A 14,980-nucleotide genomic window follows, 5' to 3' on the forward strand; every position below is an offset into this window, starting at 1 on the left:
TGCTACGTCTCCGTTCCGACCCGTCCAGGTTCGTCGAACCTGAAACCGCCGAAATAGCTTAACCGGATCAGCGACTTGTTGGGGGAAACCCCTACCCTGTCAAGGTAGTGCTCTCCCGCTGAGCGATGCAGCCGGGCCGGAGCCGTACGGCTCCGGTGGGCGGGGCCTATAGCGGCTGGCCGGCGGGGGCGCAAGCGGAACCTGTGTTCTGACCGGCGGGCACCCGCCGCGGGCCGTTCGCCGGCACGAGGTGCACGGGGGCGGTAAAATGCGCTATGGGCCTGCCCCCCGGCATCCGGCCGCGCCGCGAAGCGCCGGCCCGCCGCCTCAAGCTTCGAGACATGCGCCGCTTCATCGACAACGATCAGGGTGATTCGACCCGCGGCCGGATCGCGGCGGACCGTCCCGGCGGCCCCGTCCGGGTCCCGGCCTCAGCCGATGGGCGGCGCGCTTCCGCCGGGCGTCTCGGATCGGTCGGGGCGACGATCGGCGTCTATGGGCCCCCGCGGGACCGCGTGCGGGCCACCGCGGCCGACGCGAGCGGGCTCTGATGGTGTCCTCGACCGGGCCGAAGGCCCCCGAATCCCGCCTCCCGCCGGTGCAGGTCGCCGGGCCCTGGCGCGGGCCGCGCCCCCTCGCGGCGCGGGTGGCCCCGGACGGGCTGCGCGTCGCGCTCCCGGGCCTTGCGGGCCGCTGGGTCGAGGTCGTCCTGTCCAACGATCCGGCGGAGGCCCGGGACACCGTGCCGGACATCAGCCTCGTCGGGTCCGATGGCCGGCCGGGATCGCCGCTGCCCCAGGAGGCGCGGGGCGGGGGCGCCTGCGCGTGGATCGGCCGCCTGCCCGAGGACGCGGCCGAACTCCGCGTCGCCGACCCGTCCGGACGGGTGCCGGTCCACCTGAGGCGGATCGCGGTGCGCCGCCTCACCCGGCCGATCCTGGCCCTGCGCGGCCTCCTGCGCGAGCCCGGATTGACCGTCCAGGCGCTCACCTGGCGCGTCCTCGGCAAGAAGGTCCGGGCCCGGGGCTTCCTCGGCCGGGCCCTGCGCCACCGGCGGGTGACCGGCTACGAGGCCTGGCTCGGCACCCACGCCCTGCGCCGGGCGGAGCGGGACGGGATCGCCGCCGAGATCGCCGCCTGGGCGGACCCGCCCCTGATCTCCGTGCTGATGCCGGTGCATGATCCTGATCCGAAGGTGCTCCGGGCCGCCCTCGCCTCGCTCAGCGCGCAACTCTACCCCCATTGGGAACTCTGCGTCGTCGATGATGCCTCCACGCGGCCCGCGATCCCAAAAATCCTGGCCCGCGCGGCCGAGGCCGATCCGCGCATCCGCGTCCTGACCCGGCCTGAGAACGGCCACATCGCCCGGGCGACCAACGATGCGCTGGGCCTCGCCCGGGGCGTCGCCTGCGCCTTCATGGATCACGACGACGCGCTCACCGAGGACGCCCTCTACCAGGTCGCCCGGGCGCTCCGCCGCGCTCCGGACCTCGTGCTGATCTACAGCGACGAGGACAAGATCGACGGGCGCGGCCGCCGGTTCGACCCGCACTTCAAGGCCGCCTTCGACCGCGAGCTGCTCTACGCGCAGAACTACATCAACCATCTCACGGTGGTGCGGACCGAGGCCCTGCGGGCGGTCGGTGGCCTGCGCCCCGGCTTCGAGGGCAGCCAGGACCACGACCTGCTGCTCCAGCTCACCGACGGCCTCGATCCCGCCCGCATCCGCCACATCCCGCGGGTGCTCTACCATTGGCGCGCGGCGCAGGGCTCCGGCACCTTCTCGGACCGGTCGCTGGCCCGGGCGGAGGCCGCGCGCCTGCGCGCCCTGGAGGAAATCGTGGCGCCCTGGGGCGGCCGGGCCGAGGCCGGCCCCAACGGCTTCAACCGCCTGATCCGGCCCCTGCCGGAGCCGCCGCCCCGGGTCTCGGCGATCATCCCGACCCGGGACCGCGCCGAACTCCTGTCGGTGACCCTCGACGGGTTGCTCGCGGCCACCGATTACCCCGACATCGAGGTGATCATCCTCGACAACGACAGCCGCGAGCCCGAGACCACCGCCCTGTTCGCCCGCTACCGGGACGATCCGCGGGTGCGCGTGGTGCCGGTGCCGGGGGCCTTCAATTTTTCCGATCTCTCCAACCGGGGGGCGGCAGCGGCCACCGGGCCGATCCTGCTGTTCCTCAACAACGACATCGAGGTGCTGGAGCCGGGCTGGCTCACCGAGATGGTCCGCCACGCGGTCCGGCCCGAGATCGGCGCCGTCGGGGCCAAACTCCTCTATCCGGACCGGACCATCCAGCACGGCGGAATCGTGCTGGGGATCGGCGGCGTCGCCGGGCACAGCCATCTCGGCGTGGCCGACGCGGATCCGGGCTACTTCTGCCGCATGGTCATCGCCCACGAGGTCTCGGCGGTGACCGGCGCGTGCCTGGCCATGCGGGCCGACATCTTCGCGCAGGTCGGCGGATTCGACGCGGCCGCCCTGAAGGTCGCCTTCAACGACGTCGATCTCTGCCTGAAGGTCCGCCGGGCCGGCTACCGCATCGTCTGGACGCCCTTCGCCAAGCTCATTCACCACGAGTCGAAGAGCCGCGGGGCCGAGGACACGCCCGAGAAGCAGAAGCGCTTCGAGGGCGAGGTGCTCACGATGCTCGACCGCTGGGGCCCGGAGCTGCGCGCCGACCCGTACTACAACATCAACCTGTCACGGAATTCCGCGCACTACCGCGTCTGAACGGCCAGGCCGACTCGGCGGATCGCGCACGGTGGCATGCATGCGTCAGTGGGTGAACTTGCGTCCAGGGCCGGTTGCGATACCTCTGGACATGCCGCAAGAGGCGGTTCCGGCCAAGGCGTCCCAGGGGGCGCGCGGCGAGGGCGACAGCCAGCGATGAGTGCGAACACACCTACGGTCACGGGCCTCGAGCGCGACGCCCAGCAGGCGATGGGGGACCACAAGGTCCATCCCAACGAGATCGCCATCGGCGTCGTCATCGGCCGCGCGTCCGAATACTTCGATTTCTTCGTGTTCGGCATCGCCTGCGTGCTGGTGTTCCCGAAGGTGTTCTTTCCCTTCGTCGATCCGCTGAAGGGGACGCTCTACGCCTTCGCGATCTTCGCCCTGGCGTTCATCGCCCGGCCGATCGGGACGGTGATCTTCATGGCGATCGACCGGCGCCACGGGCGCAGCGTCAAGCTCACCACGGCCCTGTTCCTGCTCGGCGCCTCGACCGCGGCGGTGAGCTTCCTGCCCCGCTACGACAGCATCGGCATCGCCTCCGTCTACATCCTGGCGGCCCTGCGCGTGCTGCAGGGTCTGGCGCTCGGCGGTGCCTGGGACGGCCTCGCCTCGCTGCTCGCCATGAACGCCCCCCGGGAGCGGCGCGGCTGGTACGCGATGATCCCGCAGCTCGGCGCCCCGCTCGGCTTCATGGTGGCGAGCGCCCTGTTCGCGTTCTTCCTGGTCAATCTCGACGAGGCCGACTTCATCGATTGGGGCTGGCGCTTCCCGTTCTACTGCGCCTTCACCATCAACGTCGTGGCGCTGTTCGCCCGGCTCCGGCTCGTGGCCACCGAAGAGTTCGCCCGGATGATGGATCTCGACCGGCTGCGGCCGGTGCCGGCGCTGGAACTGTTCCGCCACCATGCGGGCGACGTGATGCGCGGCGCCTTCGTGCCCCTCGCCGCCTTCGCCCTGTTCCACCTCGTGACGATCTTCCCGATCGCGTGGCTGGCGCTCAACCCCACAAGCCGCTCCCCCGGCGACTTCCTGATCGTGCAGTTCTCGGGCGCCATCGTGTGCGCCGGCGCGGTCGCCGCCTCCGGGCTGATCGCCGACCAGATCGGACGGCGCAACTGCCTGATCATGAGCGCCTCGCTGATCGGCTTCTTCGCCGTCGGCAGCATCATCGCGCCGCTCCTGTTCGGCGAGAGCGCCATCGGCCAGACCATCTACGTGACGATCGGCTTCATGCTGCTCGGGCTCGCCTACGGCCAGACGGCGGGCGCGGTGACCGCCCGGCTCGGCAACCACTACCGCTACACCGGGGCCGCGCTCACCTCCGACTTCGCGTGGCTGATCGGCGCCGGCTTCGCCCCGCTCGTGGCGCTGTTCCTGTCGCAGCGCTACGGGCTGGCGATGATCGGCGTGTACCTCCTGTCCGGCGCAGTCTGCACCCTCGCGGCCCTGTACTTCGATCGCTCGGAAATGCGTCAGATGTAGCTGGGACGGCGGGCCGCGCGGGCCGCGCGGCCGTCCGGGATCTGACAGGAACGCCGCCTCGCGCGGCACGGCTGAAGCGCCGCGGCAGCGGCATGGCAGAGCGCCGCACTCGCGGCATGGCAGAAGCGCCGCATTCGCGGCCTGGGATGACGAGACGCGTGCTGTGACCTCCACGACCCATCGACCGGACAGGACCGACACCGTGCGAGCCCGGGGCGGTCGCGGGCGGCGCCTCCTGCCGCTCCTCGCCCTGCCGCTGCTGACGCTGCTCGGCGGCTGCAACTTCGTGGTGCTGCACCCGGCCGGCTACGTGGCCGAGCAGCAGCGCAACCTCGTGCTGGCCGCCACCGGGCTGATGCTCCTGATCATCGTGCCGGTGATCGCCTTCACGCTGATCTTCGCGTGGCGCTACCGGGCGACCAACGCGGACGCGGTCTATGATCCCGAATGGCACCACTCGACGCAGCTCGAAGTGCTGATCTGGACGGCGCCGCTGATGATCATCATCGCGCTCGGCGCCCTCACCTGGATCGGGACCCACACCCTCGACCCGTTCCGGCCGCTCAGCAAGATCGACCCGAAGCGCGACGTCCCGGCCGGCACCCAGCCCCTCGAGGTCGAGGTGATCGCCATGGATTGGAAGTGGCTGTTCCTCTACCCACAATACGGGATCGCCACGGTCAACGAGCTCGCCGCGCCGGTGGACCGGCCGATCCAGTTCAAGATCACCGCCACCGACGTGATGAACACGTTCTACGTGCCGACTCTGGCCGGCATGGTCTACGCGATGCCGGGGATGCAGACCCAGCTCCACGCGGTGATCAACCGCGCGGGCGCCTATGAGGGCCGCTCGGCGCATTACAGCGGCGCCGGCTTCTCGAACATGTTCTTCAAGTTCCACGGCCTGACCGATGACGCCTTCGGTCAGTGGATCGCCAAGGCCAAGGCCGAGGGCGGCGAGCTCAGCCAGGAGGCCTACCTCAAGCTCGAGGAGCCGAGCGAGGCCGAGCCCGCGCGCTACTACAAGTCCTACATGAAGGGCCTCTACGACCGGATCATCGGCATGTGCCCCCGGCCCGACCAGATGTGCGTCGGCGAAATGGCGAAGATCGACGCCCAGGGCGGTGCCTCGGGCGAGGAGGCGGAGGCGAACTACAAGCGGCTGCAATACGACAACCGCCTGGCGGAGCGCGGCGTCGAGGGGCCCGGTGCGACGACCCCGGCCTCGGGGACCGGCCCGCACGGGCAGACGCAGCCTCAGGGCATGCGGCCGCGGCCCGACATGGGCAACCCGGATTCCCGCGGGAAGACATCGCCCGAGGACCAGGGCAAGGGCTCCGGCGAGGGCCAGAGCGAGGGCGGTCAGATCGCGCCCAAGCAACTGAACCAATGACGCAGATGAACCAAAGACGACATCGCTCCCCGGAGAGCGAGCCTTACACCGTATGACCGGCGGTCGCCGTCGAACCCACTGAACGGGCCGATCCCATGTTCGCAAATTTGGACTTACAGCAGCTGATCCTCGGGCGGTTCACGTTCGAGCAGATCCCCTACCAGGAGCCGATCCTGCAGGGGACGTTCGCCGGCGTGGCGGTGGTCGGTCTCGCCGTGATCGGCGTCATCACCTATTACCGCTTCTGGGGGCCGATGTGGCGTGACTGGATCACGTCGATCGACCACAAGAAGATCGGCATCATGTACTGCATCTTCGCGGCGGTCATGCTGCTGCGCGGCTTCGCCGACGCGATCCTGATGCGCTCGCAGCAGGCCGTGGCGTTCGGCTCGGAGCAGGGCTTCCTGCCGCCGCACCATTACGACCAGATCTTCACCGCCCACGGCATGATCATGATCTTCTTCGTGGCGATGCCGTTCGTCACGGGGATGATGAACTTCGCCGTGCCGCTGCAGATCGGCGCCCGCGACGTCGCCTTCCCGTTCCTGAACAACTTCAGCTTCTGGATGACGGTGGCCGGCGGCATGCTGGTCATGGTCTCGCTGTTCGTCGGCGAGTTCTCCCGGGCGACCTGGCTCGCCTACCCGCCGCTCTCGGAGGCCTCCATGAGCCCCGGCGTCGGCGTCGACTACTACATCTGGGCGCTGCAGATCGCCGGCATCGGGACCCTGCTGTCGGGGATCAACCTGATCGCCACGATCGTGAAGATGCGCGCGCCCGGCATGACCATGATGAAGCTGCCGATCTTCGTCTGGTCGTCCCTGTGCACCAACATCCTGATCGTGGCCGCCTTCCCGATCCTGACGGCCGTCCTCGCGATGCTGTCGCTCGACCGCTACGTCGGCACGCATTTCTTCACGAACGACCTCGGCGGCAACGCCATGCTGTACTTCAACCTGATCTGGATCTGGGGCCACCCGGAGGTCTACATCCTGATCCTTCCGGCCTTCGGGGTGTTCTCGGAGATCACCTCGACCTTCTGCGGCAAGCGCCTGTTCGGCTACACCTCGATGGTCTACGCGCTGGTGGTGATTACCATCCTCGCCTACCTCGTGTGGCTGCACCACTTCTTCACCATGGGCTCGGGCGCGGACGTGAACTCGTTCTTCGGGATCACGACCATGATCATCTCGATCCCCACGGGGGCGAAGATCTTCAACTGGATGTTCACCATGTACCGCGGCCGGATCCGGTTCGAGGTGCCGATGCTGTGGGTGGTGGCGTTCATCGTCACCTTCGTGATCGGCGGCATGACCGGCGTCCTGCTGGCGGTGCCCCCGGCCGACTTCGTGCTGCACAACTCGCTGTTCCTGATCGCGCACTTCCACAACGTGATCATCGGCGGCGTGCTGTTCGGGATGTTCGCCGGCGTGACCTTCTGGTTCCCGAAGGCCTTCGGGTTCAAGCTCGATGAGTTCTGGGGCAAGGTCGCCCTCGTGTTCTGGGTGACCGGGTTCTACGTCGCCTTCATGCCGCTCTACGTGCTCGGCCTGATGGGCGTGACCCGGCGCATGCAGCACTTCGACGACCCGTCGCTGCAGATCTGGTTCGTGATCGCCGCCATCGGCGCCGCGCTGATCGCCTGCGGCATCGCCTCGCAGATCGTCATGTTCGTGGTCTCGATCCGCAACCGCGACAAGCTGCGCGACCTGACCGGCGACCCGTGGGGCGGCCGGACGCTGGAATGGTCCACCTCCTCGCCGCCGCCGGACTACAACTTCGCCTTCACCCCGGTGGTCCACGATTCCGACGCGTGGTGGGACATGAAGAACCGCGGCTTCGCCCGTCCGATGCAGGGCTACAAGCCGATCCACATGCCCAAGAACACCGCGACCGGGGCGATCCTGGCGGGCCTGAACTTCGCCTTCGGCATCGCCATGATCTGGTACGTGTGGTGGCTGGCGGCGCTCAGCTTCCTGGCGATCTTCGTCGTGGCGATCGCCCATACCTTCAACTACAAGCGTGACTACTACATTCCCGCCGACACGGTCAGTCGGACGGAAGGTCAGCGGACACGCGAACTGGAGATGGCGTGATCCGATGATGCACGCGGAGACTGCACCCCCCGGCGCCGCGGCGCCGGTCTTCTACCAGACCGACGAGGAAGGCCATCACTCCGAGGGCTCGACCATGCTCGGGTTCTGGCTCTACCTGATGAGCGACTGCCTCATCTTCGCGACGCTGTTCGCGACCTACGGGGTGCTCGGCCGCAGCTACGCGGCCGGGCCGACCCCGAAGGAGCTGTTCGACCTGCCGGGCATCGCGGTGAACACCGCCATGCTGCTGTTCTCGTCCATCACCTACGGCTTCGCCATGCTGGAGATGGACCGGGACCGGGTGAAGCAGACGCAGATCTGGCTGGCGGTAACCGGCCTGTTCGGCGCGGCCTTCGTGTTCCTGGAGATCCGGGAATTCGTCCACCTGTTCCATGAGGGCGCACCGCCCTGGCGCAGCGCCTTCCTGTCGTCGTTCTACACCCTGGTGTCGACCCACGGCCTGCACGTCTCCATGGGCATCCTGTGGCTGATCGTGCTGATGGTGCAGGTGCGCAAGCACGGGCTGATCGTCGAGAACAAGCGGCGGCTGATGTGCCTGTCGATGTTCTGGCACTTCCTCGACCTGATCTGGATCGGCGTCTTCACCGTCGTCTACCTGATGGGAGTGCTCGAATGAGCGCCGACGCACACCACCTCACCGGTCACGGCCAGGACACGCACGATTCCCACGCCCATAGCGGCGGCGGGCACGGCACAGTCCAGAGCTACATGACGGGCTTCGTCCTGTCGGTGATCCTGACGGTGATCCCGTTCTGGCTGGTGATGGGCAACGTGCTCGACAACAGCCTCGTCACCACCCTGGTGATCCTGGCGCTCGGCGGCGTCCAGATGGTCGTGCACGTCGTCTACTTCCTGCACATGAGCACGAAGTCGGAGGGTGGCTGGACCTTCATGGCGCTGATCTTCACCATCACGCTCGTGGTGATCATGCTCTCCGGCTCGGTGTGGGTGATGTACCACCTCAATCACAACATGATGCCGATGGATGCCCACGACGTCATGAACAACGCCCGCTGAGCGGGCGTGCGGACGTGACCCCGTCGGGGTCGGCGGGGGGCTCCGGTCCGGGCCCCTCCCCGGCCCCGTTCTCGTTGCGGCGCCGCATCGTGTTCGGTGTCGCTGCGGCCCTGGTCTGCGTCGTCCTGCTCGGACTCGGCACGTGGCAGGTGGAGCGCCGGGCCTGGAAGCTCGACCTGATCGCCCGGGTCGACGCCCGGGTCCACGCGCCGACCGTGCCGGCCCCCGGCCCCGCCGACTGGGCGCGCGTCGGCCCCGACGACGCCTACCGGCATGTCCGGCTCTCGGGCAGCTTCCTCCACGACCGCGAGACCCTGGTCCAGGCGGTCACCGAACGCGGCGGCGGCTTCTGGGTGCTGACGCCGCTGCGCCGCCCGGATGGCAGCCTCGTCCTGGTCAACCGCGGCTTTGTGCCCGGCGAAAACCGGGACCCGGCGCGCCGTGCGGCCGGGCAGGCCGCGGGCGAGGCCACGGTCACCGGCCTGCTGCGGCTGACGGAGCCGAAGGGCGCGTTCCTGCGCTCCAACGATCCCAAGGACGGCCGCTGGTACTCCCGGGACGTGGCCGCCATCGCGGCCGCCCGCGGCCTGAGCGATGTCGCCCCCTACTTCGTGGACGCCGACGCGGCGCCCAATCCCGGCGGCCTGCCGGTGGGCGGCCTCACGGTGATCGCCTTCCCCAACAACCACCTCGTCTACGCGATCACGTGGTACGGGATGGCGCTGATGCTCGCAGGGGCGGTGGTCTACGTCCTGCGGGGCGCGCGCAGGCAGGACGGGGTTTCCAAAGGGCGCACGCCCTTTGGCGGGTGATCAGGGCAGAGCCTCGACCACAAGGGAGTAGCCCGCCTCAAGCACGTCCCTATAATGGCATGACAAACGCCACAACGAGTCAACGCCATGACCTCCCGCATCCCGAACTTCGCCGACATCCCGCTCGCCGGCGAATCGCTCGCGGTCGCGGCGCCCGTTCTGGGCGAGCCCTGGATGACGCCGGAGGGGATCCCGGTGAAGGGCCATTACGGGCCGGAGGATCGCGAAGGCATCGAGTTCCTCGACACCTATCCCGGCCTCGCGCCGTTCCTGCGCGGACCCTACCCGACCATGTACGTCACGCAAGCCTGGACGATCCGGCAGTATGCCGGCTTCTCCACGGCCGAGGATTCGAACGCCTTCTACCGGCGCAACCTCGCGGCCGGGCAGAAGGGCCTGTCGGTGGCCTTCGATCTCGCCACCCACCGGGGCTACGATTCCGACCATCCCCGGGTCTCCGGCGATGTCGGCATGGCGGGCGTGGCGATCGACTCGATCTACGACATGCGCACGCTGTTCTCCGGCATCCCGCTCGACGAGATGACCGTGTCGATGACGATGAACGGCGCGGTGCTGCCGATCCTCGCCCTCTACATCGTCGCGGCGGAAGAGCAGGGCGTGCCGCCGCAGAAGCTTGCCGGCACGATCCAGAACGATATTCTCAAGGAATTCATGGTCCGCAACACCTACATCTATCCCCCCAAGGGATCGATGCGGATCATCTCGGATATTTTTGCGTACACCTCGAAGAATATGCCGAAGTTCAACTCGATCTCGATCTCCGGCTACCACATGCAGGAGGCCGGGGCGACGAACGACCTGGAACTCGCCTACACGCTGGCCGACGGCGTCGAGTACATCAAGGCGGGGCTGGCCGCCGGCCTGACCATCGACCAGTTCGCCCCGCGTCTGTCGTTCTTCTGGGCGATCTCGACCAACTTCTTCATGGAGATCGCCAAGATGCGGGCCGCGCGCCTGATCTGGGCCAAGCTCGTGAAGGGGTTCGACCCGAAATCCGAGAAGTCGCTGGCGCTGCGGACCCATTCGCAGACCTCCGGCTGGTCGCTCACCGCCCAGGACGTGTTCAACAACGTCACCCGGACCAACATCGAGGCGATGGCGGCGACGCAGGGCGGCACGCAGTCGCTCCACACCAACGCGCTCGACGAGGCGCTGGCCCTGCCCACCGACTTCTCGGCCCGGATCGCCCGCAACACCCAGCTGTTCCTGCAGCAGGAGAGCGGCACCACCCGGATCGTCGATCCCTGGGGCGGCTCCTACTACGTGGAGAAGCTCACGGCCGACATCGCGGCCCGCGCCTGGGAGCATATCCGCGAGGTCGACGGGCTCGGCGGCATGGCCAAGGCGATCGAGGCCGGCATCCCCAAGCTGCGGATCGAGGAGGCGGCCGCCCGCGCCCAGGCCCGGATCGATTCCGGCCGCCAGACCATCGTGGGCATCAACAAGTTCAAGGCCGACGACGACATGGCCATCGACCTCCTGCGGGTCGACAACGGCAATGTCCGCCGCCTCCAGATCGACAAGCTCAAGCGCCTGCGCGCCGAGCGCGACGAGGCCGCGGTCACGGCCCGGCTCGAGGCGCTCACCCGGGCCGCGGACGGCGACGGCAATCTGCTCGAACTCGCCGTCGAGGCGGCCCGGACCAAGGCGACGGTGGGGGAGATTTCCGAGGCCCTGGAGAAGGCCTGGGGCCGGCACCGCGCCGAGATCCGCTCGATCTCCGGCGTCTACAAGCGCGAGGTGGGGGGCATGTCGCCAGTGGTCGAGGAAGTCCGGGCGCTGGTCGAGGCGTTCGAGGAGAATGACGGCCGCCGGCCGCGCATCCTGGTCGCCAAGATGGGCCAGGACGGGCACGACCGCGGCCAGAAGGTGATCGCCTCGGCCTTCGCCGATCTCGGCTTCGACGTGGATATCGGGCCGCTCTTCGCCACCCCGGCCGAGGCCGCCCGGCAGGCGGTGGAGAACGACGTGCACATCGTCGGCGTCTCGTCGCTCGCGGCCGGCCACCTCACCCTGGTGCCGGAGCTGAAGGCGGCGCTCACCGAGCAGGGCCGCGACGACGTGATGATCGCCATCGGCGGCGTGATCCCGCCGGGCGACTACGAGGCCCTGCGGGCCGCCGGTGCCGCGGCGATCTTCCCGCCCGGCACGGTGATCGCCGAGGCCGCCGTCAACCTGATCCGGGCGCTGAACGAGCGGCTGGGGTATGGGGCCCGGCAGGCGGCGGAGTAGGCGGTCCGTTCCATCCTCGCCCTCATCCTGAGGTGCCGCACCGCAGGATGAGGTCAATGGGTTGGAGTCCCACAGGGGGCGACCTGCGGTTGCCGCGCCCGGGATCACGGCGCGGCGAACGAGAAGCCGTCAGTTCAGCGCCTGCGGATCCGCCTCCGTGAGGAACGCCCCGACCGCGTGGAGGAACTGCATGCGGTTCTTCTCCATCATCACCGTGTGGGTGCCCTCCCCCAGTTCGACGAAGCGCTTGTAGGGGGCGTGCGTGAGCTTAGTGAAGTATTCCTGGGCCTGGTAGCTCGGCAGATCCGCGTCCCACTCGGCGTGGATGATCAGCACGGGGACGCGGATGTCGCCCGGGTCGTAGAGCGGCTTGCCGGCCTGCCAGTACGCCTTCGAGTCGGCGACGACGCCGTTCGGCGCGCGTAGGACCGGCGGGGTCTGCTTCGCGCCAACCGGATCGGTGGCGAAGGTCGCGTCGGCCCAGAGATCGAACCAGCCGGGCGGGATCAGGTCGGCCGTCTTGTCCTCGGGCACGCCGGTCAGCCAGCGCGCCCGGGCGCTGTCCCGGCTGACGCTGCGATAGGCGCCGAGCGGCCCGTTGCCGCCGATCAGGGCCGGCGTGCGCGCCAGCCATTGCGGCGCATAGAGGACGAGCCGGTTGACCCGGTCGTTGTGGGTGCTGGTGTACAGGCCCATGGTCGAGGTCCCCCAGGACCAGCCCATCAGGTCGATTTTTTCGACGCCGCGCCGCTTGGTGATGAAGTCCACGACCTGTCCGACAACCTTGGCGGAGTCGGGGGTCCGCATGAAGGGCGCGTTGTCCGAGGCCGGCGCGTCCATCGCGGCCGGGCGTCCCGACAGGCCGTAGCCCGGCAGGTCCACGAGGTAGACGTCGAACCCCAGCCCCGCGAGATAGTCCATGGCCGACATCCCGCCGAGCGGCAGGTCGAAGGCGGTGGAGGCCGGATAGGTCGCGCCGTGGACGTAGAGCAGGATCCGGTCGCCCGGGAACCGATCGATCCCGGCGGGGCGCTTGTTGCGCACGTAGATCTCGACGCCCGGCTCGCTCCAGGGCAGGCGGAATTCCTCCGTCTCCAGCCGGCCCGACGGGGCCGCCGCTGCGACCGGCGCGGCCGCCACCGCCATCCCGGCGGCGAGGGCTCCGACGAGGTGGCGGCGCGGCAGGCCCCTGACCGGCTGCGCCCCACCCGGCGGCGTCTGCTGTGATCTGTCCGACATGGCGTTCTCCCGTCCGCCTTGGCCGGCGGCTCGACCGATTCAACCCACCGATGCCGGCCGGCGCAACGCCCCGGGGCGCGGGCCGGCCGACAGGCCGCCGGTTCCGTCGCCCGATCCGGTCAAAGCGCGTGAAAAATACCCGCCCCTGTCGCCGGAACGCGTGACGCCGCGCCTCCGGGCGGGCATGGAGGCGGGAGATCCCGGGAGACGCCCGCCCATGACGACTCCGACCATCGTCACGACCACCCCCTTCCCCGACCAGAAGCCGGGCACCTCCGGCCTGCGCAAGAAGGTGCCGGTGTTCCGGCAGCCGAACTACGTCGAGAACTTCGTCCAGGCGATCTTCGACACCCTGCCCGACAAGGCCGGCGCCACCCTCGTGCTCGGCGGCGACGGGCGCTTCCTCAACCGCGAGGTGGTCCAGACGACGCTGCGGCTGGCCGCCGGCAACGGCTTCGGCCGGGTCCTGGTCGGGCAAGGCGGCCTGCTCTCGACGCCCGCCGCGTCGTGCGTGATCCGGAAATCCAAGGCGCTCGGCGGCATCGTCCTGTCGGCGAGCCACAACCCGGGCGGGCCGGAGGGCGATTTCGGCATCAAGTTCAACGCCGCCAACGGCGGCCCGGCGCCGGAATCGGTCACCGACGCGATCTTCGCGCGGGCCAGGGCGCTGACCGAATACCGCCTCGTCGAGGCCCCCGATCTCGACCTCGACACCCTCGGCGAGACTCGGCTCGGCGCCATGACGGTGACGGTGATCGACCCGGTGGCCGATTACGCGGCATTGATGCGCACGCTGATCGATTTCGACGCGGTGTCGCGCCTGTTCGCCTCCGGCTTCCGGATGCGCTTCGACGCCATGAGCGCGGTGACCGGCCCCTACGCGACCGCGATCCTGGAAGGGATGCTCGGCGCCCCCCAGGGGACGGTCGTCAACGCCATTCCAAAAGAAGATTTCGGCGGCCACCACCCGGATCCGAACCCGGTCCATTGCCACGACCTGTTCGAGCTGATGCAGGGTCCCGACGCCCCGGATTTCGGCGCCGCCTCGGACGGCGACGGCGACCGCAACATGATCGTGGCCCCGGGCCTGTTCGTGACGCCGAGCGACAGCCTCGCGCTGCTGGCCGCCCACGCCCACCGGGCGCCCAGCTATGCGGGCGGGCTCGCGGGCGTCGCGCGCTCCATGCCCACCAGCCGCGCCGCCGACCGGGTCGCGGCGGCTTTGGGCATCCGGGCCTACGAGACGCCCACCGGCTGGAAGTTCTTCGGCAATCTCCTGGATGCCGGGCTGATCACCCTGTGCGGCGAGGAGAGCGCCGGCACCGGCTCGAACCACGTGCGCGAGAAGGACGGGCTCTGGGCGGTGCTGCTCTGGCTCAACATCCTGGCGGCCACGGGCGAGCGCGCCGATGCCCTGGTGCGGGCGCATTGGCGGACCTACGGCCGCGACTACTACGCCCGCCACGACTATGAGGAGGTCGATGCGGACGCCGCCAACGGCCTGATGGACGCGCTCCGTGAAAAGCTCGCCGGGCTGCCGGGCACGCGGATCGGCGACCTCACGGTGTCGACGGCCGACGAGTTCGCCTATCGCGATCCGGTGGACGGCTCGCTGACCGAGCGCCAGGGCATCCGGATCGGCTTCGCCGAGGACGCACGCGCCGTGTTCCGCCTCTCGGGGACCGGCACCGCCGGGGCGACGCTGCGGGTCTATCTGGAGCGCTACGAGAACGCCCCGGACCGGCTCGACCTGCCCGTGGCCGAGGTCCTGGCGCCGGTCGTGGCCGCGGCCCGAGCCCTTGCGGAAATCGAGCCCCGCACCGGCCGGGCCGAGCCGAGCGTGGTGACCTGAGGGGCAGGCTGTCCTGGCGCCGCAGGACGTGGACCTGCCGTCCGTGCGGGCGGAGCGAACCCATCCGGCCGC

General features: G+C 69.4%; 11 protein-coding genes. 10 read left to right on the forward strand and 1 reads right to left on the reverse strand.

Going from position 1 to position 14,980, the window contains the following annotated elements; genetic code table 11:
- The first annotated feature begins 275 nt into the window (after nt 1-275).
- The 9 genes from MKK69_RS29390 (at nt 276) to scpA (ending at nt 11,817) form a co-directional block, all read left to right on the forward strand.
- The gene (locus MKK69_RS29390) at nt 276-551 is read left to right on the forward strand and encodes a hypothetical protein (protein WP_243973700.1); all 276 of its coding nucleotides are present in this window, start codon (nt 276-278) and stop codon (nt 549-551) included.
- Entirely contained in the window at nt 551-2,737 is a 2,187-nt protein-coding gene (locus MKK69_RS29395) for a glycosyltransferase family 2 protein (protein ID WP_243973701.1), read from the forward strand. The genes MKK69_RS29390 and MKK69_RS29395 overlap by 1 nt, the downstream gene beginning before the upstream one ends.
- 156 nt (nt 2,738-2,893) lie before the next feature.
- Nucleotides 2,894-4,225 carry an MFS transporter gene (locus MKK69_RS29400; protein WP_243973702.1) on the forward strand — a complete coding sequence of 444 codons (1,332 nt, stop codon included), beginning with the start codon at nt 2,894-2,896 and terminating at the stop codon, nt 4,223-4,225.
- Between the two features lie 163 nt (nt 4,226-4,388).
- The gene (cyoA, locus tag MKK69_RS29405) at nt 4,389-5,618 is read left to right on the forward strand and encodes a ubiquinol oxidase subunit II (protein WP_409564911.1); all 1,230 of its coding nucleotides are present in this window, start codon (nt 4,389-4,391) and stop codon (nt 5,616-5,618) included.
- A 95-nt stretch (nt 5,619-5,713) separates the two neighbouring features.
- Nucleotides 5,714-7,714, forward strand: a complete 2,001-nt coding sequence (gene cyoB, locus MKK69_RS29410) for a cytochrome o ubiquinol oxidase subunit I (protein ID WP_243973703.1) — start codon at nt 5,714-5,716, stop codon at nt 7,712-7,714.
- 4 nt (nt 7,715-7,718) lie between these two features.
- Nucleotides 7,719-8,351, forward strand: coding sequence for a cytochrome o ubiquinol oxidase subunit III (cyoC, locus tag MKK69_RS29415; RefSeq protein ID WP_243906763.1), 633 nt, complete (start codon nt 7,719-7,721; stop codon nt 8,349-8,351).
- Nucleotides 8,348-8,752: a cytochrome o ubiquinol oxidase subunit IV gene (gene cyoD, locus MKK69_RS29420; protein WP_243973704.1), complete on the forward strand. Its 405-nt coding sequence runs from the start codon at nt 8,348-8,350 to the stop codon at nt 8,750-8,752. The genes cyoC and cyoD overlap by 4 nt, the downstream gene beginning before the upstream one ends.
- Nucleotides 8,753-8,826: 74 nt before the next feature.
- Complete coding sequence (locus MKK69_RS29425) at nt 8,827-9,564, forward strand: SURF1 family protein (protein WP_243973705.1); 738 nt, start codon at nt 8,827-8,829, stop codon at nt 9,562-9,564.
- Nucleotides 9,565-9,651: 87 nt separating this feature from the next.
- A complete protein-coding gene (gene scpA / locus MKK69_RS29430) occupies nt 9,652-11,817 on the forward strand; it encodes a methylmalonyl-CoA mutase (RefSeq protein ID WP_243973706.1) in 2,166 nt (721 codons plus the stop codon).
- Between the two features lie 129 nt (nt 11,818-11,946).
- Here scpA and MKK69_RS29435 read toward each other — a convergent pair whose 3' ends face one another.
- Nucleotides 11,947-13,056: an alpha/beta hydrolase gene (locus MKK69_RS29435; RefSeq protein ID WP_243973707.1), complete on the reverse strand. Its 1,110-nt coding sequence runs from the start codon at nt 13,054-13,056 to the stop codon at nt 11,947-11,949.
- Nucleotides 13,057-13,273: 217 nt separating this feature from the next.
- Between MKK69_RS29435 and MKK69_RS29440 the strand changes: the two genes are divergently transcribed.
- Nucleotides 13,274-14,908, forward strand: coding sequence for an alpha-D-glucose phosphate-specific phosphoglucomutase (locus tag MKK69_RS29440; protein WP_243973708.1), 1,635 nt, complete (start codon nt 13,274-13,276; stop codon nt 14,906-14,908).
- Nucleotides 14,909-14,980 lie beyond the last annotated feature (72 nt).

Source organism: Methylobacterium sp. J-026 (genome assembly GCF_022829585.1).
Classification (GTDB): domain Bacteria; phylum Pseudomonadota; class Alphaproteobacteria; order Rhizobiales; family Beijerinckiaceae; genus Methylobacterium.